Genomic DNA, 25,608 nt, shown 5'->3' with positions numbered 1-25,608 from the left:
AAAAAACGAAAAAAAAAAAGAGACTCTGTATCTACACAAAGCCTCTTTTTAATAATTAGTTAATAGGTGTACTATTAGTAAGGGTTTATAAACTTTTTAATATCTTCAAGATCAATTTTAGGATTTGCTCCTTCACTACCCGCAACCAACGCTCCAACCGCACAAGCACAATCTATTGCATTTTGTGGGTTACGTTCTTTTAATAATTTATTAATTAGCGTAGCTAAAAAAGAATCTCCTGCACCTACAGTATCTACAACCTCTATTTGGTAACCACTATTGTAATAAAATATATTATTGTAATATAAAATAGCTCCGTGACGACCTTTTGTTACACATATAGATTTTGTTTGGGTTAGCTCCGCAATAAACTTTATATTTTGTTCTAGTGAATTTGTTTTGGAGTTTAATGCTTTTCCTATTTCAAAAATTTCATCGTCATTAAATTTAATAAAATTAGCCTCTTTCATTAAATAATTTAAAACTTCAATTGTATAATAAGGACTTCTTAAGTTTACATCAAAAATTTTAAACTTGGCCAACTTTAATAAGCTATACAATGTATCTCTAGAAGTTGTATCTCTAGCAACTAAGCTCCCATATATAAAAGCATCAGAACTTTTAACAATTTCCTTTGTATTGGTTGTTACTGTTATACTATCCCAAGCTCTAGGAAACTGTATGTCATATGTAGCGGAACCTTTAGAGTTAAGCATAACCTTTACTTCTCCTGTCTGCAAAACATCATCTACCTGAAGGTTTTTGGTATTTACACCTTGTTCATCAATATATTTTTTGATTAATTCACCGTTTTCATCATCACCAATTTTACTAATAATTGCAACAGTATTATTTAACGATTTTAATCTTAATGCTACATTTAAAGGCGCGCCACCAATTTTTTTATGAGTAGGAAAAATATCCCAAAGGACTTCTCCAAAACATACAATTTTTTTCATTTATATATGACTTAAACTATTACTATTTATTTCTTCCAAACATTTTTCTACTCCATTATTAGTAATGTTATTGTATGCTTTAAGGTATGCCTCTTTAAATATGTCAGAATTTTTTAGGTTTCCAAAAACAGTATCTAATTCTAAAAATGCTGCTGGTTTTTTAGAAGCTATATTTGCTTTAACATCTAATAATAATTTATTAGCATCTTTTATAATTAAAGTTTCTCCTTTTTCATTTTTTCCTAGACTGTAAATTGCCCAAGCAGCAATAACAAACGCAGCTAAATTTACAGAGCCATTGCTTTTTAAATTTGTTTTTACTATTGGCAAAATAAATATTGGAATTTTTGAAGAACTCTCCGAGCAAATACGCTCTATTTGATCTTTAATATTAGGATTTCCAAACCTTTCTAGCAGTGTTTTTTTATATAAATCTAAATCTAAGCCTTCTAAATTTCCTAATGTAGGTGTTACCTCTACATTTATATATAAATGTAAAAAAGTACTTATGTTTTTATTGTTCACAGCCTGGTCTATGGTTTTATAACCAATTAAAGCTCCTAATATCCCTAATACAGAATGACCAGCGTTTAGTAAACTTAATTTCATTTTTTCATAAGGAACAACATCTGTAACAAATTGAGCACCTACATTTTCCCAAGCAGGTCTTCCTTGTATAAAATTGTCTTCTATAACCCATTGCTTAAAAGGCTCACAAACTACAGGCCAAGCATCATTTATACCTGATGACTTTTTTAAATTATCTATATCATCCTGAGTTGTTGAAGGTGTAATGCGGTCTACCATTGCATTTGGAAAGGATACATTTTTTTTAATCCAATTTACTAAGTTGGGTTGCGCTTGTTTTACATAACTTAACAGCATATTTTTAATCATATGTCCGTTTTCTTGTATGTTATCGCAAGATTGTATAGTACATCCTTTTAAACCTCTTTCTTTTCTTAATTTTAAAGCTTGTGTTAAGTAGCCATAAATTGTTTTTGGAGATTGTGGGTTATTTAAATCGTGTTCTATAAGCGGATTTTCAAAATTAAAATCCTTTGTCACTTCGTTATAATTATAACCACCTTCCGTAATGGTAAGTGTTATAATTTTTACATCAGAATGCGCCATTTTTTCAATCACTTTTGTAGGATCTTCTGGTGCAAATAAATAGTCTACAATAGAGCCAATAACTTGTTTTGTATGTGTCCCATCTAACTCTTTAACAATTAGTGTATACAAACCATCTTGTTCTTTTAATGTATTGTAAATTTTAGTATCAAAATCTAACAATGCAACACCACAAATTCCCCAATCTTTATTGTTGTTATTTTGTAGTAACAAATCTGTATACAAAGCTTGGTGAGCTCTATGAAAACCTCCAATACCTACGTGTACAATTCCTGTTTTTATGTCATTTCTATCATAATTAGGAACCAAAACTCTTTCTGATATTTTAGAAAGATTACTGTTGTTTAATTTTATATTTTCCATAATGATTTTTTTATTTTCGCTCAAACCTCTGTAACAATACTGCAAATATGATTATGCCTCCTTTAACTACTTGTTGTGGGTAAGATGGTACATTAAGTAAGTTTAAAATATTACTTATAAGTCCCAAAATTAATACACCCATTAATGTATTAATAGCTGTTCCTTTACCTCCATTTAAACTAGCACCACCAATAACCACAGCAGCTATAGCATCTAACTCCCAAGACATTCCCATATTTGGGGAACCTAAATTTGTTCTAGAAGCCACTATAATTGCTGCTGTTGCAGCCAATGCTCCTGAAATTGCGTATACCAAAAATTTATATTTATTTACTTTAATACCAGACAGTCTTGATGCCTCTTCATTGCTACCAATAGCAATAATTAATCTTCCAAAAACATTATACCTAAGCATAACCATTGCAATAGCAACTATAATAAAAAAGACGATTGCAATATTAGGTATACCCAAAGTAGAATTGTTTGCAAAATTAGACATATACAAACCGCCGTAAGTTTTAAAGGTTACCGGAGAACCTTTAGAGTATATAAAGCCTAACCCACGAGCAATGGTCATTAAAGCTAAGGTAGCTACAAAGGGTGCCATTTTTTGATAAGCAACTAAATAGCCAGATATGCTACCTAATCCAAAACCTATAGCAAGTGTCATTAAAATTGCTAATGGAAGAGCAAATATGTTTACCAATATGGCAAAAGTAACTGCCAATAGGGCAACCATAGAGCCTACAGAAAGGTCTATACCACCTGTTAAAATTACTATAAGCATACCAATACTTATAATTCCTATACCAGATACTTGTTTTAATAAGTTAGATAAGTTTACTGATGTAAAAAATACATCTGAAATTAGTGCAGAAAATAACACCAATAATAAAAAAATGAATACTGTATTATATTTTACTAAAAACTTAAGAACACCACCTGGGCTGCTTAATTGTTCTTTTAATGTGATAGCCATAATGTTGGTTTTATATTATTAATTAGTTTGTTTTAATGGTTCTCCTATAGCGTAGCGCAATATGTTTTCTTCAGAAAATTGATGCTTTTGTAGTTCGCCATAAATAGTACCCTGGTGCATTACCAAAATACGGTCTGATATTCCCATAATCTCAGGCATATCTGAAGATATAACAACTACACCTACTCCTTTTTTAGCTACTTCATTTATTAGCTTATAAATTTCAATTTTAGCACCAACATCTACACCTCTTGTTGGTTCATCTATAAAAATTACTTTACTATCTATACTTAACCATTTTGCTAGTGCTACTTTTTGCTGATTGCCCCCACTTAGGTTTTTTACATTAACCTCGGAGTTTGGTGTTTTTATATTTAATTTATCAATTAAACCCAATACCTTTTTATATTCACTATCTATATTTATAAAACCTAATTTACTAGAGATAGATTTAAAATTGGTTACACTTATATTTCGCCTTATTGATAGCGGTAAAAAGACACCTTCTTCTTTTCTATCTTCAGATACAAAGCCTATTTGGTGCGCAGCAGCATCTACAGGAGAATTTGTTTCAATTTTTTTTCCGTTTAAGATTAAAGTACCAGATTTTTTTTTGTCTGCACCAAAAATTAGTTTGGCTGTTTCTGTTCTTCCACTACCTCCCAAACCTGCAATACCTAGTATTTCTCCAGGTTTAACACTAAAAGATACGTTGTTAACCATAGTATCTTTTGCGGTTAAGTTTTTTACTTCAAAAACAGGTTCTTCACCTATTTTACTATCCTTTTTAGGATATAAATCTTTTAGCTCTCGCCCTATCATTAAATGTATTACACTGTCTTTGTCTGTATCTGCTGCAACCAAAGTACCCGTATCTACACCGTCTCTTAGTACGGTAATTGTGTCTGCTATTTTAAATATTTCATCTAAATGGTGAGAAATGTATATTAGAGAAATTCCTTTTTCTTTTAGTTTAAATAAATTATTAAATAACTTTTTTATATCTGTAGGATCAAAAACAGTTGTTGGCTCATCTAATACTAAAACTTTAGTATCTTCAGATATTGCTTTGGCTATTTCTACTACTTGTTTTTGCACTATACTTAAGTCTCTTACTCTTGCCGAAGCATCAATTTCAAAACCCAAAGAGTCTATAAGTTCTTGAGCGTTATTGGTTAACTCTTTCCAGTTCATCCAAAATTTGGTGGCACCCAGTTTATGTAAGTAAATGTTTTCTGCAACAGATAAATCCTGTACCAAAGAAAGTTCTTGGTATACTACGTTTATTCCTAAAACCTGACCGTCATGTGTGTTTTTTGGTGCAATTTCATTACCATCTAAAACTACTTTTCCTGTATCTTTTTGGTGTACACCACTTAGTATTTTTATTAAGGTAGATTTTCCTGCTCCGTTTTCTCCTAATAACGCATGAATTTCTCCGTGTTTTACTTTTAGGTTTACATCTTTTAATACAGAAACATTACCAAAACTTTTAGAGATTCCGGACATTACTAAGCGGTACTCATTGTCAGACTTTTTCATACTAAAATAATGCTTTAGGATTGTAGTATTTAGAGGCATTTTCTTTGGTAATAAGTAATGGAGCTGTAAAAGATGTTTTATCAAAATCTCTTTTTCCATTTAAATACTCTATAGCATATTTTACAGAGTTAATACCAATTTGCACAGGACTATTCATAGCTGTACAGCCATAAAAATCTGTATCCATAATATATTTAATAGCTTCTTTTTGCCCATCTGCACCGGCAACTATTAAAATATCATCCGTTTTACCCGCTTGTGCAATAGCTTTTATGGCTCCAAGTACACAAACATCAGACTCTGTAATAACTACATTAATATCTGGGTGAGCCACTAGAATATCTTCCATAGCTTTTAAACCTCCTGCATAAGACCAATCTGTATAAGCTTGAGTTTTTACATTTAAATCTATTTTTCCTTGGGTTCTTAGTTGCTCTTCTGTTATACCCTGTAATAAACCTTGTTTACGTTTTTTACCAACAGGATTACCAGCATTACCGCTTAGTAGGGCAATATTCATTTTAGTTTTTCCCATTTTTTTAACCAACCATTCTCCGGCCAATTCGCCATTAGCTAAGTTGTTAGACTGTATAGTTGTAACGTATTCTGCAGCCGGACTTATAGAACTATCTATAATAAACACAGGTATACCTGCTTTTTTTGCCATTTTAGTAACACCAACTAAAGCATCTGGATCTTTAGGGTTTAAAAGTAAAACATCTACACCCTTAGTAATTAAGTCTTCTACAGCAGCTACTTGCTTATTTATATCATCTTGCCCATCTGCAGAAATAAACTCCATTCCGTTTTTTTCTACGGTAGATTTTATGCTTTGTAATAAAGCTTGGTAATATGGTGCGTTTAAAGATGGTGTACAATACCCCACTTTTTTGCCGGTTAAATTAATATCACTTTTAAATATTTCTCCGGTTTCTTCTTCACTTCCATTAGATGATTTGGTTGTTTTAATTTCCTCTGCACAACCAACCATATTTAAAAGTAAAGTAAATACCAAAAGTGGTATCCTAAATCTTTTTAATACTACTTTTAATTTCTTAGTTTTCATAGTTTAAGTTTTTAGTTGTTATTAAAATAAGGTAATATCTAACTGTAAAACAGCCTTTTCTGCTTCAGGATTCCACATTAAAGTTACATCTACAGGTAATTTATATCCACTTATATCTATATTTTTATTGTATGCAGCACCAACATTAATAATGTTACCGTTACTTTCTGTATAAAAAGTTTTATCAGTTATAAAAGACCAAGCTCCTCCTGCAAATACTGATAAACTAGAGTTTTTATCTTGCCAAATTTTACTGTTAATTTCAAAATAATGTGTCCATGACTCTTGTAAACTTCCATCATTTAAAACTTCATAATCTCCAGAACCTCCATTTATAATTGTTGCTAAGTATAGTAATGTGTTTGGTGTAACATTATAACCAAAGTTAAGGTCCACAAAATTATATCCTTGAGTTTTATCATAACTCCAATAGTTTAATTTGTCTCCTCTTTCTTCTACTCCTGTGTAGTTATTGTGTGTTACGGCTTCAATAAAAAATTTGTCCGAAAAACGATACTTAGTATAAATAGACAACTCCTTGTAATAGGCACTTACATTATCACCAGTAATTTTATTTGTAACATCTGTAGTAGCAAAACTACCTCCACCCCAAAACCCAAAAGTAAATTTTTGGTTTTTTGAATTAAATTCCAAACTTGTAGCCAATACAGCTCCAGAATGAACTACAAAACCGTGCCATATGTGCATATTTTTAACATGTGCACTTACATTAAATGGTTTGTAGTTAACTAAAGTATCATTTTGTGCCTGTCCTGTATGTAGTACAAATACAAAAATTATAATAAAACAGAAAATACTGTTTTTTAAGGAGAATTGCGTATTATTTTTCATAATTGATAATATATAAACTACAATAAATTATAAACGTCATTTTTACGTTTATTTTTCAAATGTAAATAATAAATAACTTAAAAACCTAATTATTAGTATTTAAAATATAATAATTTAACACTTATATGTAATATTTTACCCTATTTTTATCATATCATCAAATTTTAAGGAAAATTACAATAACGTAATTATTACGTTTAATTATAAAAAATACTTATATTAGCCTAACTATTATCTATATTCTTTAGATTGATTTATACTATGGGACAGAAAAAAATATTAAATATATCTGTAGATTGTGTTGTTTTTGGTTTTGATACCGTTACCAAATCTTTAAATGTTTTGCTTATTAAAAGGTATTTAGAAAAAAACAATAAAGTACTTGTAAATGATTATGTATTAACAGGATATCATAAATACGAAGAAGAAACATTAGACCAAACAGCCACTAGAGTTTTAGAAGAATTAACAGGTTTAAAAAACCAATACAAAAAACAATTTAAGGCTTTTGGTGATCCAGATAGATTGATGAATGAAAAAGACCTAATATGGATAAAAAATGAAGAGTTTAATTTACGGACGGTTACTATTGCTTATTACTTTTTGTTAAAAACAGATGATATAGATCTTAATAAAATTGATGCTAAATGGTTTCCAGTAAATAAATTACCAGATGTAGGCTTTGACCATAAAAAAATTATTTTAGAAGCTTATGAAGATTTAAAAGAAAAGTGTTTATCCGAACCTATAATTTTTAAACTATTACCAGATAAGTTTACTATAAATGAGGTACAAGACCTTTACCAGTCTATTTTGTGTATAGAAATTGACAACAGAAACTTTAGGAGAAAGCTAATTAATAAAAAATATATAATTGCTTTAGATGAAAAGCAGGTTGGGGTTTCTAAAAAACCTGCACAGTTGTATATGTTTAGTAAGGATATTTATGATAAAATGTTTCAGAAGAACTATTTAATTAGCATATAACAAGCTATTAAATATGAAGACATAAAAAAACCGGCTATTTAAAAATAACCGGTTTTTTAAAACTAACTCAACTACTAACCAATTTAACTACCAACTACAAGTAGTTAAATCTCAATCAATCTAAAAAACTACTATTATCAAAAATCTTATTTACACTACAAAGATGCGGTATTTAGTAATGCTAATGTTGTACTATCTGTGTAATGGGGCTGCTTTTCTGTAAATACCCTGTTTAATTCTGTAACCATTTTTTTTAGCGTGTCTAATACTGCTAGGCTATCTTACGCCTATAAATTAATGTAATACGATTAAAACTAAAAAAGGGATATTACTTAATTGTAATATCCCTTTTTTATAAATATTTATAAATTACTTGGTTGCCCTTTCATAATCTGTATATCCTTTTTCTCCTGGAACATAAAAAGTACTTTCATCCCACTCTGCAAGTGCCACATTGTCTCTAAAACGTTCTACCAAATCTGGGTTAGATATATATGGTTTACCATAGGCCACTAAATCTGCATAACCTTCTTCTATAACTTTATTGCCAGATTCTTTATCAAAACCAGAATTAATCATTAACGTTCCTTTGTACAATGGTCTAAAATGTTTTGCTATTTCTGTAACCGCAAATGGTATATTAGACACATCTGTAAAAGGTTCTGATAGATGAACATACGCTAAATTATAATCATTTAATTTTTTTATAATATATTCAAACGTAGGTATGGTTTCTTCATCCATAGTAATACCAAATAGGCCATTTAAAGAAGGATTAAAACGTACACCTATTTTTTCTTGAGGAATTACTTGTTTCATTTCATCTAACACTTCAAAGAAAAAACGAGCTCTATTTTCTATACTACCGCCGTACTCATCAGTTCTGGTATTAGATGTTGCTGTAAAAAATTGATGAAACAAATAACCGTTAGATGAATGTATCTCTACACCATCAAAACCAGCTTGTACTGCATTTAAAGCAGCATTTTTAAAATCTTGTACAGTTTGTTTAATATCTGATAGTGTCATTGCTTTAGGCGTAACAGTATCTTTAAAACCCTCTTCGGTATATGATTTTTCATTAGGATTAATAGCAGATGGTGCTAATGGTAATTCTCCGTTATGAAAATCTGGATGAGACATACGGCCAACGTGCCAAAGCTGAATAAATATTTTCCCTCCTTTATTATGCACTCTCTTGGTTACTTTTTTCCAGCCTTCTACTTGCTCGGCAGAGTATATACCTGGCGTATTAATATAACCTACTGCTTTTTTTGATACCTGAGAACCTTCTGTAATTAGTAAACCTGCAGATACTCTTTGCTCATAATAAAGGCCTTGCAGCTCATCTGTAGCAGCCTTTTCTTTATTTGTAGCACGACTACGAGTCATTGGTGCCATTACTACTCTGTTCTTAAGCTCTATATTTTTTGTATATGGTTTTAGTAAATTTTGATTACTCATATAATTTAATTTTATAATTAAGGTGAACTACAAATTTACAAGAGTGTGCTATCAATTTCATTGACCTACATCAATTAAGATATATTTAACGCAAAATTTAGCACTAGAAATTTAGTTAAAATTTACACTAAACACATATTAGCAACTAAGAAATCTGCATAAATCACAAAAAAATTGAGTTTAAAAAATATGAATACAGATAAAAAATTGTTAAAATAATGTTGTTTAACAATAAAATAAATCTACAAATGTAAGAATATACTTTTTAATATTACATCATATTAATTTAAAATTTTTACTATGATGAAACTAAAAATTAAACATGTGTATGTAGTAACAATGGCAGCAATGCTTATTAGTTGCTCTAAAGAAATTGAAGAAGTAGAAAATACCCAACAAGCAGAAGTACTTACAGAGGTAAGCGCACAAGCATCTAACTTTTACAAACCACCTACTGCAGCGGTATTACGTAATAAAGTAAATTTAGTAACTGCCTATAATGTTAATAATAAAGATGCTAATGATGACACAGAAAAACTAAACAAAGCTATAAAAGACATTTCTGGGTCTGGTGGTGTAATCATTCTTCCAAAAGGTAAATATTATTTAAATAAGGTTAGAATGCGCTCTAACGTACATCTACAAATTGAAAAAGGATCAACAATTTACCCTACAAAAGGTTTAACTCCTGCTAAAAACCATAGAATTTTTGACTTTGCTAGTAAAACAGAAGACAAAATAAAAAATGTTAGTATTACTGGTAAAGGAGGTAAATTTAATGTTGATGTAAGAGGTAACTCTTCTAAAAATATTATTGTGGCAGACGTTGGTAATGTAGATAATTTTAAAATAGCTAACTTTTCTATTAAAGATGAAAAAACGGTATTTGCATCTATACTTATAAGCTTTACAAATAAAGCTGGCAATGCCTGGCCACATAATGGTATAATAGAAAATATAAACCAAACCAATGCACATACTGGTTACGGTTTAATACAAGCTTATGCAGCAGATAACATATTATTTAACAACTTATGTTGTACAGGTGGTGTAACCTTAAGATTAGAAACTGATAACCTTGCAATGAAAACAGCTAAAAAAGGAGGCGTAAGAAAAATATTTGCTACCAATATTGAAAATAAAAATGGGCTAACTCCTGTTATGTTCTCCCCTCACTTTATGGAAAATGGTAAAGTAACTATAGATGGTGTTACTGCTATTGGTTGTGCCTATGCGGTACGTGTAGAACACGGTTTTATAGAACTTTTTGACAAACAAAATAGAGCTAGTGGTGAAGCATATAAAAATTATATTGAAGGTATATTAGGTAATGGATCTGTAGAAGTTGTATACAAACGTAATAACGGAAGAACTTGGGCAGCTAGAATTGCTAATGATTTTAATGAAAAAGCGTACAACCACTCTAACCCTGCAGTTAACGGTATAAAACCTGGAAAATTTGCTAACTCAACTGTAAAAAATGTAAAAGTGGTTTATAAAAATACAGGCGCTAAGTTAAAACAGGCATTTTTACCATACTTGCCTTGCCCAGAATGGTCTAAATTGTGTAAGCCAGGACCATCTGGGTTTGAGTTTAATGGTCCGTCTTTAGGCGTTACTATAGACAATACAAAAAGAGATAACAGTCTTGGGAATTACAATGTAAATGTGAGCACATCTAACGTACAAGGTTTTCCTAGTAGCCACATACTACATGTTAAATACAATACTGCTAAAAAATGTAACAAAGGAGTTGGTACAATAAATTCATGTAATTAATTTATAAGTATGCTATAAACTAAGCAGCTATTACTTTTGTAGTGGCTGCTTTTTTTTAACTAATGCTATTTTTGTTTAATTGTATTTGGTAGGCTTCCTTAGCCCAAACTGTAAATTCTTTTTTATCCTCTAAAATATGTGATGGTACTGTGTAGTATGATGGTATTGATGTTTTACTTTTAAATACCTTAATAGGTTTTTCTCCTATATCTTCATATTTTTTAATGTTTGTGTCATCTACTTTTAATGCTACTACATCTTCATACAGCAAACAAAACATTAACTCATTGTAGTAAAGACCAACACCACCAAACATTTTTTTTGATACAATATTATCCCATATTAATTGATCTAATACATAGGTTAAAAAACTTTCTGTAACAGCCATAACTATACATTTTTTACAATTTCATTTTTATTTAATGATTTTCTTATTTTTTCCGCATCCCAATGATTATCAAACTCTACAATACCTCTTTTAAAGTCTTGCTCTAGCAATTTTTCTTGCTGTTCTAATTCTTTTCTAGCCTTAAAAATATAACTATCGTCCCCTATTTTCTTTTCTTTAGACAAGCGTCTTAAACTATCTTCATCATACTTTATAAAATTTTGTATTTGTCTTTGCAATGTATACCTCCTAAATCCCATTTGACTAAGAACTTCACTTGCCAATTTTAATGATGTTTCTAAAGATTCTCTGTAAATATGATCTATTTCCATATTTAAAAACTCATAAGCTGCATATCTATTTTTAGCGCGGACCATAAGCTTTACCTGTGGATAATTTTCTTTTACCGTTTTTGCTAATTTTTTAATAACATCTGGGTTATCCATAGCACATATTAAAATATTTGCTTCTGCAATTCCGGCAGATTCTAACAAGTCTGTACGTGTAGCGTCTCCATAGTAAACTTCAAAACCCATTTTACGTAAAAAATCTACACGGTTAGAGTCATGGTCTAATATGGTTGCCTCTACACCGTGCGTTCGCAAAAAGCGACCTATTGTACTGCCAAAATGTCCAAAACCAACCAATATTATTTTTTGAGATTTAGCAATATGGTCCATTGGTCTTTTTATAGACTCTTTAGTTCCTAAACGTGGCAACAAAAGGCGTTCATTAAGCATTCCAATAATTGGTGTAACTGTCATTGTTAATGCAGTAACCACCAACATAATATCTAATTGGTTTTGTTCTAAAATATGTAATGAAAATGCAAAAGATAACAGTACAAAAGCAAATTCTCCAATTTGTGACAACGTAAAGGTTAATTGCAATTTCTGATTTAACTTTAGTTTAAAAACTGTTGCTGTAACATATAAAACCAAGGCTTTTAATACAATAACCGCTAATAAAATACCTCCTACCGTAAACGGACTTTTTGCTATAACTAAAAAATTTATTGAGGCGCCTACGGCCATAAAAAACAATCCCAATAGTAAATTTTTAAAAGGTTCTAAAGTGCTTTCTAGCTCGTGTTTAAACTCACTGTTAGATAATACTACTCCTCCTAAAAAAGCTCCCAAAGCTGGACTAAGACCTACTAATTCCATTAAAAAAGAAATTCCAAATACAATTAGTAAGGCCGCTGCTATTAATAATTCTCTAACTCCTGTTTTGGCTACTTTACGCAACATAGGAACTATTAAATATTTCCCTGCAATAATTATAACAACTACAGAACCCAGTATTGCTAGCGTTTGTAGCCCTAAAGGTAAATTTTGCAACAAATTTGTGTGGTCTGAGGTTTGTTCTACTGCCGTTTTAGATGTATTGGCAAGTAAGGGCAATGCACCCAACATAAAAATTACTATAATATCCTGAAACAACAATATGGAAAAAGATGAAGCGCCAAACGTAGTGTTTAATAGTCCTTTTTCTTTAATAGTTTGCAACGCTATGGCAGTAGAAGATAGTGCCACCGCCATTGAAAATGTTAGTGCTACTTTCCATTCAAAACCCAATAGAGAAAATAAAAAATAAGAAATGAGCATTGTACAGGCAACTTGTAAGCCGCCCATACCTACTATAGTTTTTCTCATTTTCCAGAAGTTTTTAGGCTCAATTTCTAAACCAATTAAAAACAACATCATTACAACTCCAAACTCTGCAAAATGTAATATGTCTTCTCCTTCTTGCCCTATAAAACCCAAAACATAAGGACCTATTAATACCCCAGCAAATAAATAACCTAACACAGAGCTTAGTCCTAAACGCTTAGCTATAGAAACGCATATAATTGCTCCTAGTAAAAAAACAATAGCCTCAAAAAGAATACTACCCGTCATAACTTATGTATTTAATTGTGGAATATCATTTATAAATGAAAACTTAGTAATTTCTTCTAATGCCAAGTCTTGCTTAAGTAAATCTAGTAAATTATTGTATTTATGAGCGTGGTTATGTAATGACTCTTCATCAATTTTGTGCGTTCCCATAACCGTAAATGGCGGATAATAGTACATACCACATAAATTTGCAGTTTGCTCAAAAGGTCTTAAAAATTCATTTACAGAAAAGCTATTGGTGCCTTCTTTACAATAAACAGCTCTTGTGCCACCAGTAGTAATAACATTTAAACACTTTTTGCCATATAAGGCATTGCCATTTGGACCATAAGCCCATCCAAATTCTAAAACCATATCCATCCATTGTTTCATTAAAGGCGGACAACTATACCAATACAAAGGATGATGCCAAATAATAACATCATGACTATTTAATAGTTCTTTTTCTGCCGCTACATCTACATTAAAATCCGGATAGCATTCGTACAAATCATGAAAAGTTACTCCTTCTTTATCCTTAATTTTATCTATTAAAATAGAATTTGCTCTAGACTTTTCAAAGTTTGGGTGAGAAAACAAAACTAATATTTTTTTCATCTTGCGAATTTAGTTGAAAATAAGATACAAAAAAATGAATTTCAAGTTGCTTTAATCAACCAAAAACTCATTTTAAAAACAACATTAATAAACTATTTTACAATAAATTAGACATTGTAACTTCAATTAATTTTTCAATTTTATTTTTGTCATAAGCATCTGCGTGTGCTGTGGCATATGAACCTTTATCATTATCAAAATATTCACCTGATTTTGCTAAATCTGTCATACTTAAATTGTACAGAATGTCAACCCCTTTTTCTGCTGATGACCAATGCTGTCCATACGCTTCTTTAGCCATTTTGGTATTTAATAAGGAACCTGGATTTACCGCCACTACTGTAATTGAAGGTTCTTGTTCCGCTAAATAAAAACTCCACATTGTTAATGCCAGTTTGCTTTGCGCATAAGCTTCGTTGGCGCCCAAGCCTGTTTTGCCTTCTAACGCTTGTATATTTATAGTTGATTGCGCGGCGGAACTTAAATTTACAATTCTTGGTGCGTCCGATGCTTTTAAATTTGCTAATATGCCATTAGTTAATGCATAAGGTGCAAAGTAATTTACCACAAACCGTATATCTGTAGTCCCACTAGTACCGTTTGTCATTAAAACGCCTGCATTATTGACCAAAACATCAATTACTGGCATTTTTTCTGCAACTTCTTCAGCCATTTTTTTTACCGCACTTAAGTCTGAAAAGTCCGCTAAAAAGCCAATAACATTTTCATTATGAGATTGTTGTTTTATTTCTTTTAAAGTAGCTGCTAATTTAGCATCACTCCTACCGTGAATGGCTACAAAGTGCCCTTCTTTAGCCAAACGCAAGGCTAGTAATTTACCTATACCGTCTGTGCTTCCTGTTATTAATATATGTTTCATTTTATTCTTATATGTTGATGAAAACTGGCAATACAACTATTGCCAGTTTTATAATTTTATTTTTGTCTAATATAATAAACTACGCTTCCTGTAATTAGAATGGTGCTACAGTATCCTTAGGACCATCAGGTAAACTCCAACGTTGGCGAGGGGTAACACTTTCCAATGTAACATCTTTAATGGTGTCACTGCTACTATTTCCGTAACTGCTAGTACTACCACGTGGTATTTGCATACGGTCACCGTACAGCCAAACTACTAAATTACTACGTTGTCCGCTTGTAATTGGGTGTGTTGCGTGTGGCACATTCCCTCTATGGATGATGGCTTTTCCTGGCTCAAAAATAGCTTGTACCGTTTTTCCTGAAGCTTTATCATAAAAATCGACCTCGGATCCTGTAAACTTTTCATCCGGTAAGTTAATGTTGATATTCAAGGTAGCCGCAGAAGCATCGGTATGTGCGTGTAAATCCTTATCCTTATCTGGGTTGTACTGTATTGAAAATCCAAAAGTCTGATTGTCATAATCGTAAGTTCCCAATAACAAGCGCGCTATAGGACGCATAAAACGGTCCATCATATCATTATAAAATGCCTGAAAATTAGGTGCTGCCAAATGCCCTTCAGAACGAGGGTCTAGCATCATTCCATATCGGTTTAACTGTATACCGTAAGGCGCACGTTTTGGTACTCTTGAGTTTGCCACAGCTTCTAAGTAGTTGCGAAAATCCGCTAAGCGATCTACATCAAAAAACTGTGCTACATAAACACCAGGTATAACTTCTTCCCATAAATCGGCAACAGCAGATTCTTTTTCAGGATTTTCCCAAGCGTCTTTAATGGCTTTACGTAAACGCGGGTCTAGCAAAGTTTCGTCAGGAACTAGTAAATCGTCTTTGTTTTCTATTTCCCATTCTGCCCAAGCAGCTTCTAACAATTTACGGTTTTCATTCCAAAATTGAGAAACAGATGGATCGCGTCTTAATGATAATTCTCGTGATGGTACTTCTAAAGCACGAGCTTCAGCAAGTGCATTTGTATGTTCTATTGTTTTCATAATTATATGTTTTAAGTATAGCTACTGCTATTGTTTTTATCTACAACAAAATTAAGCACAGACCCCTGTTTGACTTTGGTAGTAAAAATGGAGGTTTTAGTAAAAAACAAGGTTTTGCTATGTGTTAAATGAAAAATGCCTCTAAAAAGAGGCATTTAACACTATTGATCAACCATAAGGATACATTGCAAATCCTTATTTGTTTTTAGTTCTCAACTACTATTTTACCAATAGCTTTTCCGCTTTGTAAATGTGCGTAAGCATCACCAACTTCTTCTAACGAAAACTTGTTTTCATCTACTATTGGCGTTAAATGTCCTTCATTAGAAATTTCAGCTAAACGCTCTAAAATAGTACCGTGTTCCTCTTTTTTAAAATTGTACAACATTGGTATTAGCATAAATACCACGTGTAATGATGCTCCTTTAAAATGCAATGGGGTTAAGTCTAACTCACACAACGAAACCGTAGTAGAAATATGTCCGTTTAAGGCAACCGCTTCAATAGAATTGGTCAGGTTTGCACCACCAACAGTGTCAAAAACCACATTAAAACCACCATCGGTATATTTTGCTGTGTAATCTGCTACTTTTTCAGTTTTAAAATCGATAAAAGTTGCACCAAATTTTTCAACAATAGCTTTTTGATTATCACCAGTGCCAGTTGCAAAAACTTCTGCTCCAAAATACTTTGCCAACTGCACCGCTAAATGACCAACACCACCGGAACCACCGTGTACCAATACTTTCTGACCTGCTTTTACGCCTGCTCTTGTTAAACCTTCGTAAGCTGTAATAGCTACTAATGGTAAGGCTGCAGTTTCGCGCATAGTTAAGCCTTTTGGTTTGTGCGCTACAAGGTTGCTATCCGCTACAATATATTCCGTTAAGGTTCCTGGTAAATCGGCTAATCCGCCAGCGCAACCGTATACTTCATCACCTACTTTGAAACCTTCTACGCCATCGCCAACCGATTCTACAGTTCCTGAGAAATCCATACCTAATAAGGCTGGTGTAGCTGGTGATAATGGTAAATCGGTTCCCATATTTTTGATCATAGTGTCAATTGTATTTACACTAGATGCCGCTATTTTTACCAATACGTGATTTGCTTTTACTGCTGGTTTTTCAATTTCTGATACTTCGAAATTTCCGTTTTCTCCGTAGTTGTTTATAAGCATTGCTTTCATATCAATCTCTGTTTTTATTTAATTATAATTCTTGTTTTATTAATTTACTTCTTGAATATCCATTACCATTTGTTCCCAATTCTTTTGGTTGTTATGGTCAAACTGAGCGCCATTTTCATCTGCGTAGGTGAATCTTTTTATGGCTGGTGTTCTGCTTGTCGCCTGAAATAATTGGTAGGCTTCTTCCTTTAAAGCCTCTTTAATTGGTAAGTCTATAGATGCATAAACTGCACGTTTACTAGCTGCAATAGAATCTGCCGGAAATTTGGAGATACGTTCCGCCAAAGCATCTACATAAGGTCCTATTTCATCTGCATCTAATGCTTTGTTAATAGTTCCAAACTTTTCAGCTTCGTCTGCATCCCAATCTCTTGCACCTAATATTATTTCTAATGCTTTTCCTAATCCTGTTTGTCTTGCCATACGTGAAGCTCCGCCACCACAAGGTAAAATGCCCATACCTACTTCCATTTGCATAAACTTGGCTTTACCTCTTGCTGCAAAACGCATATCTAGTGCCAATGCCATTTCGTGTCCGCCACCGCGCGCAAAACCTTCAATTTTGGCGATAGTTGCTTGTGGCACGTTGCTTAATCTTTCTAAAATTGCTTGTAAGTCTAATAACTGTACTTCGTTTCTTGGCACCGCTTCCATAGACATATCTCTAAGTAAGTTGGTATCATAATGACATACCCAATAATCTGGATTTGAAGATTCAAAAATCACTACTTTTACGCTTCTATCGCGCTCCAATCGTAAACAAAGACTGCTTAAATCTGCAAGCATTTCTTGCCCTTGTACGTTTACAGGACCAAAATTGATAGTCACTGTTAAAATTCCTTCTTTTTGTTCTGCCGTAAATGTTTGAAAATTCTTGTATTCCATAGTATTGAGTTTTTGGTTAATTATTGTTCTGTTAGTATTACAGGACAAAGTTACCTAGGCACTCAAGCTTTGGATAAGTAAAAAACACAGGGCTTTTAGTAAAAAAAGAGGTAAATGGTAATTTATTGGGAAATACTTGCCTTATAAGCACCAATAGTCATCCCCTTATAACTTTGGAAAGTCTTGTTAAGGTGACTAGAATCTGTAAAGCCTAATTCCATTGCAATTTCTGAGAACTGCAAATCGGTATATTTTAATCGGGTTTCTACGAGTTTTAATTTGTAGTTAAGAATGTACTTTTTTAGCGATACATCAGTATGTTTTTTAAAATATTCACTAATGTAATTGTCCGCCATATGAAACTCTTCTGCCAAGTTTTTGGTGGTCAGCAATTCTGGATTGTAAATATTGGCGTGAATAAAGTTGATGATTTGCTGAATTTTAGAAGACTCTACTATTTTGGCACTCATATCAGCATTTAAAAACTGAATGTTACGGGCAATAAGGTGAAGAATTACGGAAAGTGAATTTTGAATGATAAACAGGTCGTATGATTTCTTTTTATCGTTTTCTGCCGCCACCATTTTTATCAATGATATTAGGTGTATTTTGTCCGATTCGGTTTCAAAACGCATTTCACGCAATTGATGACTTTCACTGTTTAGAATCCCTTCAATTTTACGAAACCAATCGTTCACCGGAAGATTTGCATTTTGCGGCGCATCTCCCTTAAAAAAGCTTTTCAAGAATTTAATGGCAATGGTAGTAGTTGCCGATTCCGGATTTACGATATAAATATCATCTGGCACAAAAACAAAAATGCTGTTAGCCGAATAATTTACTGTTTTCCCATTAATCTTTATGGTGCCACTACCCTTTTCAAAATACACAATCTCAAAAAACCTGATGGTAGTATACTTACAAAACTCAAAAAAGGTTTGGTCTTTGTATTCTTGAATTACGATATTTTCGATTATGGTACGTGGCATATTGTTGGTTTTATTTTTAATAGAAAAGTCGCCCTAAAGCGACTTTTCATTGGGGAACAGTCTTTTAAGTAATATACTAAAAAAACAGCCTCTAAATTCTTAATTCGTATTAAATACAATTACTTCACTTCAAACTCACCATTACTTCTTACGTAAAGAATTGTTTCTTTAGCGGTAGAAATGATTGAAGTTGTATTTTTTTTAGCTCCAAAATAAGAACCAGGTTGTAACTTATTTTTAGTATCTTTTTTAGAAAACTGATGTTTAACTTCACCAGAAATGACCACTGCTCTAAAATTAGGACTTAAGTTTTTAATCTTTCCATTAAAACCAGCTGGCAATTTTAAAAGTGCGGCACGTAGCTGATTTTTTTCGTGACTTCCCCATAAAAAAGCAGTTTGCACATTGCTCTTTTGAGCAACCCATTGGATGTCATTAGCATTTAACCAGACCAAGTTTGTTTTATCAACATTTACAGGTCTTTCGCCATTATCAAAGGCTTCTGATGTAGGTTTCACCAAATACGGACCTTCTTGAATGTCTAAAAACGCCATATTTTCTTGACCGTCAGCAGCGGTAATATGCGCTTCTCCTGCTGGTTGTTGCCAATAAGAACCTGCTGGTAGCCATTGTTTCTCGGCATTTTCATCATCATTATGTAACAATCCTTTAATTACTACACCTCTATAAGTTATATTGTGAATATGTGGTGGTGACGAAAATCCTTTTTTGAATTTCACTAAAAATCCCGCTGGTTCGTTTTTGGTTCTGTCTCCCCAAAGTTTTCCTGCTGCCGGACTTTTATCGCCTCGCAAAGGGTTTAACCAACCCCATTCTACGTTGTCTGCGGTTACTACTTCATTTACAGACTTAATGTCGTCTGTTGTTGGTGTTTGTGCAGTTATCTTGTTACTTGCAAATACAGCCGCTACAGTTAAAATTATTAATATATTTTTCATTTTATATTCAGTTTCTATTAATTACACTTGAAATCCTTCTAAAACAATTTTGCCTTTTGCTTTTCCGGTCTCTAAAAAAGCGTGTGCTTTTCTAAGATTTTTAGCATTTATAGTTCCAAAGTTTTCTCCCAAAGTGGTTCTTACTATTCCGTTGTCTATAAGTTCAGAAACTTCGTTTAAAATGTTATGCTGTTCTATCATATCATCGGTCTGGAACATAGAGCGCGTAAACATTAACTCAATGTGTGTAGATACCGCTTTGCCTTTAAAAGGCATCACGTTTAACGATGTTGGGTCATCTATAAATCCGAATTTCCCTTGTGGTTTAATCAGTTTAGCAATTTCATCTACGTGATGTTCCGTAGCATTTAAACTCACCACATACTCTGGTGCTGGCAAGTTATATTTATCAAATTCCTCGCTAAGCTTATTTCTGTGATTAATTACCGTATCTGCACCCAATTCTTTTAACCACGAAGTTGTTTCTTCTCTAGAAGCGGTACCAATAATATTCAATTTTGTAAGCATTTTAGTCAGTTGCACCAAAATAGAACCCACGCCACCAGCAGCACCAATAACCAAAATAGATTTGTTGGTATCATCTTTAGAAACCTCTAGTCTATGAAACAGCATTTCGTAAGCCGTTAGCGTAGTTAATGGTAAGGCAGCGGCTTCTGCAAATGATAAACTTGCAGGTTTTTTACCTACAATACGTTCATCAACCAACTGATATTGGGCATTACTACCTTGTCGGTTTAAATCACCGGCATACCAAACTTCATCACCTACTTTAAAAAGAGATACATCTTCTCCCACTTCCTTAACAATACCTGTGGCATCCCAACCAATAATACTCCATTCTCCATCTGGAGCTGGTCTATTGGCTCTAATTTTATAATCTACAGGGTTTACCGAAATGGCTTTTACTTCAACTAAAATATCTTTACCAGTTGCTTTAGGCGTTTCTACCTCTATGTCTTGAAGCGAATTAACATCTGTTGACGGAAGATTTTCTTTGTATCCTATTGCTTTCATCTGATAAAAGTTTTGAAATTATATTAAAGTGAAAATTTCGCTTTCTGCTAATCTAGATTTAGGTGTTTTTTCTGTTGAATTGAAATCAGACTCAGCGTGATATCCTAAAGATACAGCAACTAAAGACGTGTATCCTTTTTCTCTTAATCCGAATTCTTCATCTAAAGCTTTTACTTCGATTCCTTCCATTGGAGTAGCATCAATTCCTAAGCTTGCAACACCTAATAAAAAGCTACCAATGTTAAGGTATACTTGCTTTTCCATCCAGTGTTGTAAATCTTTTAAATCGTATTTATGAATTCCTGCAAATGTTTTTACAGCACCTAAAAATCCGTTTTTAACATCGTCATTTGGGAATCTTCCGTCTTTGTCTTCCGTATCTGCAATGTGTTGGTAATATGCATCATCTGCATCTGTTTTTACACAGAATAAAACTACAGCTGAAGCATTAGTTACTTTAGGTTCGTTAAAACTAAAAAAGCCTTGTGTTCCTTTTGCAACACGTGCTTTACCTTCTGTAGTTTCAGCAACTATAAAGTGCCAAGGTTGTAAATTTACACTTGACGGACTCATTCTCAACAAGTTTTTAATTTCAGCCATATCTGCATCAGATATTTTTTTGGTTGCATCATATTCCTTAGTTGTGTATCTCCAGTTTAAAATTTCTTTTAAATTCATTTGTATGTGTTTTATATCTGTTGTTTAATTTTAATACAAAGATATATGTGCAACCAAGCATTTTATTGGTACAAAAAAAGGTGATGTATGTACAAATAAAGGTTTATATACCTCTATTTGTACTGTTTAAGTATATTTTAACTAATTTTGAACTAAAATAAACACTGTTATGCAAGTATTAGAAGCACACAAACCTTTTGAAATACAAGAATTAGAATTAACAGAATGGAAACAAAGACCTGTTAAAAATAATTTTTTTGAGTTAGTTTTAATCAAAAACGGCGAGGGTACGCAATGCATAAATTATAATGAGCATAATTACCAAAAAGGTAGTATTTTTTTATTACCACCTTTAAAATGTCATTCATTTACAATAACTAAACCTACAAAATTTGTGTTTTTAAAATTTACTGATTCTTTTTTTAAAAATGCTAACAAACTGACTATTGATAGAAATGAGTGGTTTAAAGAAGCATCATACATACTTTCTAACTACAACCAATTGCCAGGAGAAATTATAAAAAATGATATAGATCGTAATCATTTAGAAAGCTTAATAGGTATGATTACGCAAGAATCTATGAATTACGGGAACGAATCTATAAACTTGGTTACAAGTTTAATGACGAGTGTTTTAGAAGTATTAATACGTAATATTAAAAAGAGTACTTATTTTGAAGTTCCCAAAAATAACTCTGATGACAGAATAACAAAGATGTTGACTTACATAAATGAAAATATAGATAAAACAGAACTTTTAAAAGTTGAAAATTTAGCAGATGTTTTTATAATGTCACCTACTTATGTTAGTGAATATTTTAAAAAACAAGTAAATATGTCACTTAGGGAGTATATTATAAAGGCGAAACTAAAATTGGTAGAAATACGCTTGTTAAATTCTGACTTTACGCTTACCCAAATTGCGGATGAATTAGGTTTTACGGATGTTAGCCACCTATCTAAAACCTTTAAACGTTATGCAGGTACATCTATTAAAGAATTTAAAAATAACGGAGAATATATGTTATTAAAAAGAGGGCTTTGCACTACAGCAAGAGCTTAATAATAATGAATAAAAAATTAAGATTATTTTAAAATGTCAGTTGATAAAATTGGCATTTTTTTTGTTGTTAATTACATACCTATAAAATATTTGATTTTTTGTTTAATTTAAAATTTTTGTAATTATGAGCAATTTAATTAATGTTCCTAAAAACGGAGGTTTAACAAGCACAAATTCACCTATTAATTTTCCTAGTTGGTCTAGAGTAATAGACGATATGTTTAATGTAGATTTACCTACTGTATTTACATCAAACTTTAATACTGGTATTACTTTACCCAAAGTAAATATTAAGGAAACAGCAGATTCTTTTTTAGTTTCTATGGCTGCTCCTGGTCTAAAAAAATCTAACTTTCAGGTAGAAATAGACAACCATTCTTTAACTATTTCTGCACAGATAAAAGAAGAAGAGGAAACCAATAACGAACAATATACCCGTAGGGAGTTTGGATACTCATCTTTTAAAAGAACTTTTACGCTGCCAGAAACTGTTAATGATAATAATATAGATGCAAAATATACTGATGGTATTCTGCATATTACACTACCCAAAAAAGAAGAGGCTAAACAAAAGCCTGCAAGAACAATAACTATATCTTAAAACTAAAAACAGGGAGCTAAAATTAGCTTCCTGTTGTCTTTAATGTCTAATAAATTTTTAAAAGTGATGAAAAAATGTATTGCATTGGCTTTATTAGTGTCTTTAAATATTAGTTGCAATGGGCAGAATAATAAAAATGAAACAAAGCCAAAAAACGAAGAAAAAAAGCCTTTAGGAGATTGGACGGTTAATAAACAATATGATGACAAGGGAAATTTAATACAGTATGACAGTATTTACTCTTGGTCATCTAGCAGTGGTTACAATAACTTATCTGATCTAGAAAAAGACAGCTTGTTACACAGTTACAAGTCAAAGTTTTTCTCTAGTTTACACTCTTTTCCAACACCACAACATATAGACTCTATATTTATGGATAGTTTTTTTACTGATGATTTTTTCTCTAGTGATTTTGGAGAAGATTTTATGCAGCTAGATAAAATTAGAAATAGAATGCTACAACAACAGCAGCAATTTTTTAAAAAATATTCTTCTAAAGTTGAACCTAAAGAAAGTGAAAAAACTAAATTATAAATAAAACCCAAAACATAAATTATGTTTTGGGTTTTTAGTTAATAAAGAAAATTGTTATTTAGATATTACAATTTTTTGCTTTGTAGACTCACCATTTGCTTTGGCCAATTCTAGTACATAAATACCATTTTCTAAAGAAGAAACATTTAGTGTACCATCTGCAACATCTTTTCTTAAAACAATTAGTCCTTGTAAATTATAAACCTTAGCCTGTACATAGTCTTTACTACTAATATTTAGAACGTCTTTAGCAGGAATAGGAAATACTGCTAGCTCTTGCTTTTCTTCTTCATTAGAAGTTAAAGCTCTAGCAGAATTATTAGAAATCTCTGTACTTGTAAGTTCTGTATTCACAAAGTTACGAGCATTTACTGGCTTATATACTCTAATCCAATTTACAAGTAAATTATTGTTTTCAAAATTTTCTAGCTCTGCGTCTGTAGATGACCTAAAAGCCTCTGCTTGCCAACTTTGATCTTCTACATTAATAATAATATCCATTTCTTTTGTAAATCTTCTCTGGTTATTTAAATAATTAAATGGATCTATAACACTAATATTAGACTTGTTTTTTGCATCATTTAAACTAGTAGCAATATTCATTTTCTGGTATCCATTTTCTCTAACCAACTGTCCGTTAACACCAGTACTAGTTACACCAGCTGGGTATGTATATTGCCAAGTACCATCTGCTAATCTGGTTTGTACTGCAGTATCATCTAAAACACGAACCATTTGTCCGTCTACATAATACTCTAATCTTGTAGCAGAAACCCAATTAACACCAATTCTTACTACTCTACCACCCCATTGTGATACTCCATCTTTTTTCCACCAACTGTTAAGATCTGCTGGTTGGTAATCTTTAAAATTTGGAGGTCTAATAAATACGTGATGACTAAGGTGTATTTTATTTGCAAAAAAGCCATTTCTATTGTCGTCTCCTGGCCCTCCATAACATTCTATAATGTCTATTTCCTGTGTGTCATCTGGGCTTAACAACCAAATATCCGAAGCTAATGAAGAGTTCATTACTTTTATACTAGCTTCTACAAATACAGGGAACTTTACACGCGTTTTGTTAGTTATACAACCAGCTCTTGTTTCTGGTCTAGAAATTAAATTTCCGCTAGAGCCAACAAAAGACTTAGTTGCTCCAGGGATTCTAGATGCCCAAATATTTAAATGACCTCCAGAAACAGCAACGTGGTTTTGCATCCATACGGTTGGTCCAGGTCCAGGCCAATTATTTGGTGTTCCATTAGGTTGGTTGTGAAATTTATTATACCATTTGGCATTGTTAGCTGGTCCAAAATCTGTTACGTTGTTAGTTGGTGAAAATTGATAGTTAAAATCATCACTGGCTTGTACTTGTAATTGCCACGTTTTTCCTGCTCCGGCATTTGCGGGTATAGGTATGTTATCCCAATCGTACTGAGCATTAACAAATAGCAATTGTAGAAACATAATAACTGATAGTAGGTTAATCTTTTTCATAAAAAATGTAGTTTAAATATTAATTAAATTATTTTCTTCTAAAAAATTCATATCCTGGGGAAACAGACTAAAATTATTTATAACGAAACTACTATTTAACAAGAAAATTATGATAAATATATACTAGACAAATACTCAACAAATAATTTTTACCTTCTATAAATATTTCTTTTTGCTTTGTATGAACTGTAAATACTAGATAAATATTAAAAATAAGTTTATAACAATAA

At 32.0% G+C, this 25,608-nt stretch carries 24 protein-coding genes; 5 read left to right on the top strand and 19 right to left on the bottom strand.

The window, feature by feature from the left end; translation table 11 throughout:
* Positions 1 to 74: 74 nt before the first annotated feature.
* The 6 genes from BFJ87_RS02480 to BFJ87_RS02455 are packed head-to-tail and all read right to left on the bottom strand — an operon-like array spanning position 75 to position 6,895.
* Positions 75 to 959 (bottom strand): carbohydrate kinase family protein, encoded by an 885-nt coding sequence (locus tag BFJ87_RS02480; RefSeq protein WP_077399449.1) that lies wholly within the window; start codon positions 957 to 959, stop codon positions 75 to 77.
* Positions 960 to 2,456 carry a mannitol dehydrogenase family protein gene (locus BFJ87_RS02475; protein WP_077399446.1) on the bottom strand — a complete coding sequence of 499 codons (1,497 nt, stop codon included), beginning with the start codon at positions 2,454 to 2,456 and terminating at the stop codon, positions 960 to 962. It lies immediately after the preceding gene.
* Positions 2,457 to 2,466: 10 nt separating this feature from the next.
* The gene (locus BFJ87_RS02470; protein WP_077399443.1) at positions 2,467 to 3,435 is read right to left on the bottom strand and encodes an ABC transporter permease; all 969 of its coding nucleotides are present in this window, start codon (positions 3,433 to 3,435) and stop codon (positions 2,467 to 2,469) included.
* An 18-nt stretch (positions 3,436 to 3,453) separates the two neighbouring features.
* Positions 3,454 to 4,977, bottom strand: a complete 1,524-nt coding sequence (locus BFJ87_RS02465; RefSeq protein ID WP_077399439.1) for a sugar ABC transporter ATP-binding protein — start codon at positions 4,975 to 4,977, stop codon at positions 3,454 to 3,456.
* A 1-nt stretch (position 4,978) separates the two neighbouring features.
* Positions 4,979 to 6,043 carry a substrate-binding domain-containing protein gene (locus BFJ87_RS02460; protein WP_077399436.1) on the bottom strand — a complete coding sequence of 355 codons (1,065 nt, stop codon included), beginning with the start codon at positions 6,041 to 6,043 and terminating at the stop codon, positions 4,979 to 4,981.
* Positions 6,044 to 6,064: 21 nt separating this feature from the next.
* The gene (locus BFJ87_RS02455) at positions 6,065 to 6,895 is read right to left on the bottom strand and encodes a hypothetical protein (protein ID WP_245799575.1); all 831 of its coding nucleotides are present in this window, start codon (positions 6,893 to 6,895) and stop codon (positions 6,065 to 6,067) included.
* 261 nt (positions 6,896 to 7,156) lie between these two features.
* Here BFJ87_RS02455 and BFJ87_RS02450 point away from each other — a divergent pair, with 261 nt between their 5' ends.
* Positions 7,157 to 7,882, top strand: coding sequence for an NUDIX hydrolase (locus tag BFJ87_RS02450; protein WP_077399430.1), 726 nt, complete (start codon positions 7,157 to 7,159; stop codon positions 7,880 to 7,882).
* A 369-nt stretch (positions 7,883 to 8,251) separates the two neighbouring features.
* Here the strand turns inward: BFJ87_RS02450 and BFJ87_RS02445 are convergent, their stop codons facing one another.
* Positions 8,252 to 9,346 (bottom strand): alkene reductase, encoded by a 1,095-nt coding sequence (locus tag BFJ87_RS02445; protein ID WP_077399427.1) that lies wholly within the window; start codon positions 9,344 to 9,346, stop codon positions 8,252 to 8,254.
* Positions 9,347 to 9,646: 300 nt separating this feature from the next.
* Between BFJ87_RS02445 and BFJ87_RS02440 the strand changes: the two genes are divergently transcribed.
* The gene (locus tag BFJ87_RS02440) at positions 9,647 to 11,125 is read left to right on the top strand and encodes a glycoside hydrolase family protein (protein ID WP_245799574.1); all 1,479 of its coding nucleotides are present in this window, start codon (positions 9,647 to 9,649) and stop codon (positions 11,123 to 11,125) included.
* A 55-nt stretch (positions 11,126 to 11,180) separates the two neighbouring features.
* Here the strand turns inward: BFJ87_RS02440 and BFJ87_RS02435 are convergent, their stop codons facing one another.
* The 11 genes from BFJ87_RS02435 to nfsB form a co-directional block, all read right to left on the bottom strand.
* Positions 11,181 to 11,513, bottom strand: coding sequence for a TfoX/Sxy family protein (locus tag BFJ87_RS02435; protein ID WP_077399421.1), 333 nt, complete (start codon positions 11,511 to 11,513; stop codon positions 11,181 to 11,183).
* Positions 11,514 to 11,515: 2 nt separating this feature from the next.
* Positions 11,516 to 13,414, bottom strand: a complete 1,899-nt coding sequence (locus tag BFJ87_RS02430; RefSeq protein ID WP_077399418.1) for a monovalent cation:proton antiporter-2 (CPA2) family protein — start codon at positions 13,412 to 13,414, stop codon at positions 11,516 to 11,518.
* A 3-nt stretch (positions 13,415 to 13,417) separates the two neighbouring features.
* Positions 13,418 to 14,011 carry a glutathione-regulated potassium-efflux system oxidoreductase KefF gene (gene kefF, locus BFJ87_RS02425; protein ID WP_077399416.1) on the bottom strand — a complete coding sequence of 198 codons (594 nt, stop codon included), beginning with the start codon at positions 14,009 to 14,011 and terminating at the stop codon, positions 13,418 to 13,420.
* A 97-nt stretch (positions 14,012 to 14,108) separates the two neighbouring features.
* Complete coding sequence (locus BFJ87_RS02420) at positions 14,109 to 14,891, bottom strand: SDR family NAD(P)-dependent oxidoreductase (RefSeq protein ID WP_077399413.1); 783 nt, start codon at positions 14,889 to 14,891, stop codon at positions 14,109 to 14,111.
* A 94-nt stretch (positions 14,892 to 14,985) separates the two neighbouring features.
* A complete protein-coding gene (locus tag BFJ87_RS02415; RefSeq protein ID WP_077399410.1) occupies positions 14,986 to 15,948 on the bottom strand; it encodes a 2OG-Fe(II) oxygenase in 963 nt (320 codons plus the stop codon).
* A gap of 205 nt (positions 15,949 to 16,153) precedes the next feature.
* Positions 16,154 to 17,137, bottom strand: coding sequence for a zinc-dependent alcohol dehydrogenase family protein (locus BFJ87_RS02410; protein WP_077399407.1), 984 nt, complete (start codon positions 17,135 to 17,137; stop codon positions 16,154 to 16,156).
* 39 nt (positions 17,138 to 17,176) lie between these two features.
* The gene (locus tag BFJ87_RS02405) at positions 17,177 to 18,022 is read right to left on the bottom strand and encodes an enoyl-CoA hydratase/isomerase family protein (protein WP_077399404.1); all 846 of its coding nucleotides are present in this window, start codon (positions 18,020 to 18,022) and stop codon (positions 17,177 to 17,179) included.
* A 122-nt stretch (positions 18,023 to 18,144) separates the two neighbouring features.
* Positions 18,145 to 19,011: an AraC family transcriptional regulator gene (locus BFJ87_RS02400; RefSeq protein WP_077399401.1), complete on the bottom strand. Its 867-nt coding sequence runs from the start codon at positions 19,009 to 19,011 to the stop codon at positions 18,145 to 18,147.
* A gap of 119 nt (positions 19,012 to 19,130) precedes the next feature.
* Positions 19,131 to 19,970 (bottom strand): DUF4437 domain-containing protein, encoded by an 840-nt coding sequence (locus BFJ87_RS02395; RefSeq protein WP_077399398.1) that lies wholly within the window; start codon positions 19,968 to 19,970, stop codon positions 19,131 to 19,133.
* 21 nt (positions 19,971 to 19,991) lie between these two features.
* Positions 19,992 to 21,005 (bottom strand): zinc-binding alcohol dehydrogenase family protein, encoded by a 1,014-nt coding sequence (locus tag BFJ87_RS02390; protein ID WP_077399395.1) that lies wholly within the window; start codon positions 21,003 to 21,005, stop codon positions 19,992 to 19,994.
* Positions 21,006 to 21,023: 18 nt separating this feature from the next.
* Positions 21,024 to 21,683 (bottom strand): oxygen-insensitive NAD(P)H nitroreductase, encoded by a 660-nt coding sequence (gene nfsB / locus BFJ87_RS02385; RefSeq protein WP_077399392.1) that lies wholly within the window; start codon positions 21,681 to 21,683, stop codon positions 21,024 to 21,026.
* Between the two features lie 169 nt (positions 21,684 to 21,852).
* Between nfsB and BFJ87_RS02380 the strand changes: the two genes are divergently transcribed.
* The 3 genes from BFJ87_RS02380 (at position 21,853) to BFJ87_RS02370 (ending at position 23,881) form a co-directional block, all read left to right on the top strand.
* Entirely contained in the window at positions 21,853 to 22,746 is an 894-nt protein-coding gene (locus tag BFJ87_RS02380) for an AraC family transcriptional regulator (protein WP_077399389.1), read from the top strand.
* A gap of 124 nt (positions 22,747 to 22,870) precedes the next feature.
* Entirely contained in the window at positions 22,871 to 23,347 is a 477-nt protein-coding gene (locus BFJ87_RS02375) for an Hsp20/alpha crystallin family protein (RefSeq protein ID WP_077399386.1), read from the top strand.
* Positions 23,348 to 23,413: 66 nt separating this feature from the next.
* Positions 23,414 to 23,881, top strand: coding sequence for a hypothetical protein (locus BFJ87_RS02370; RefSeq protein ID WP_139344201.1), 468 nt, complete (start codon positions 23,414 to 23,416; stop codon positions 23,879 to 23,881).
* A 54-nt stretch (positions 23,882 to 23,935) separates the two neighbouring features.
* On the opposite strand, the gene BFJ87_RS02365 is transcribed toward BFJ87_RS02370, so the two are convergent.
* A complete protein-coding gene (locus BFJ87_RS02365; protein WP_171974456.1) occupies positions 23,936 to 25,378 on the bottom strand; it encodes a T9SS type A sorting domain-containing protein in 1,443 nt (480 codons plus the stop codon).
* Positions 25,379 to 25,608 lie beyond the last annotated feature (230 nt).

Source organism: Cellulophaga omnivescoria (assembly GCF_001999725.1).
In the GTDB taxonomy this organism is placed as follows: Bacteria; Bacteroidota; Bacteroidia; order Flavobacteriales; family Flavobacteriaceae; genus Cellulophaga; species Cellulophaga omnivescoria.
Note: the sequence above shows the minus strand (reverse complement) of the source record. Positions and strands in the feature narration are given on the sequence as shown.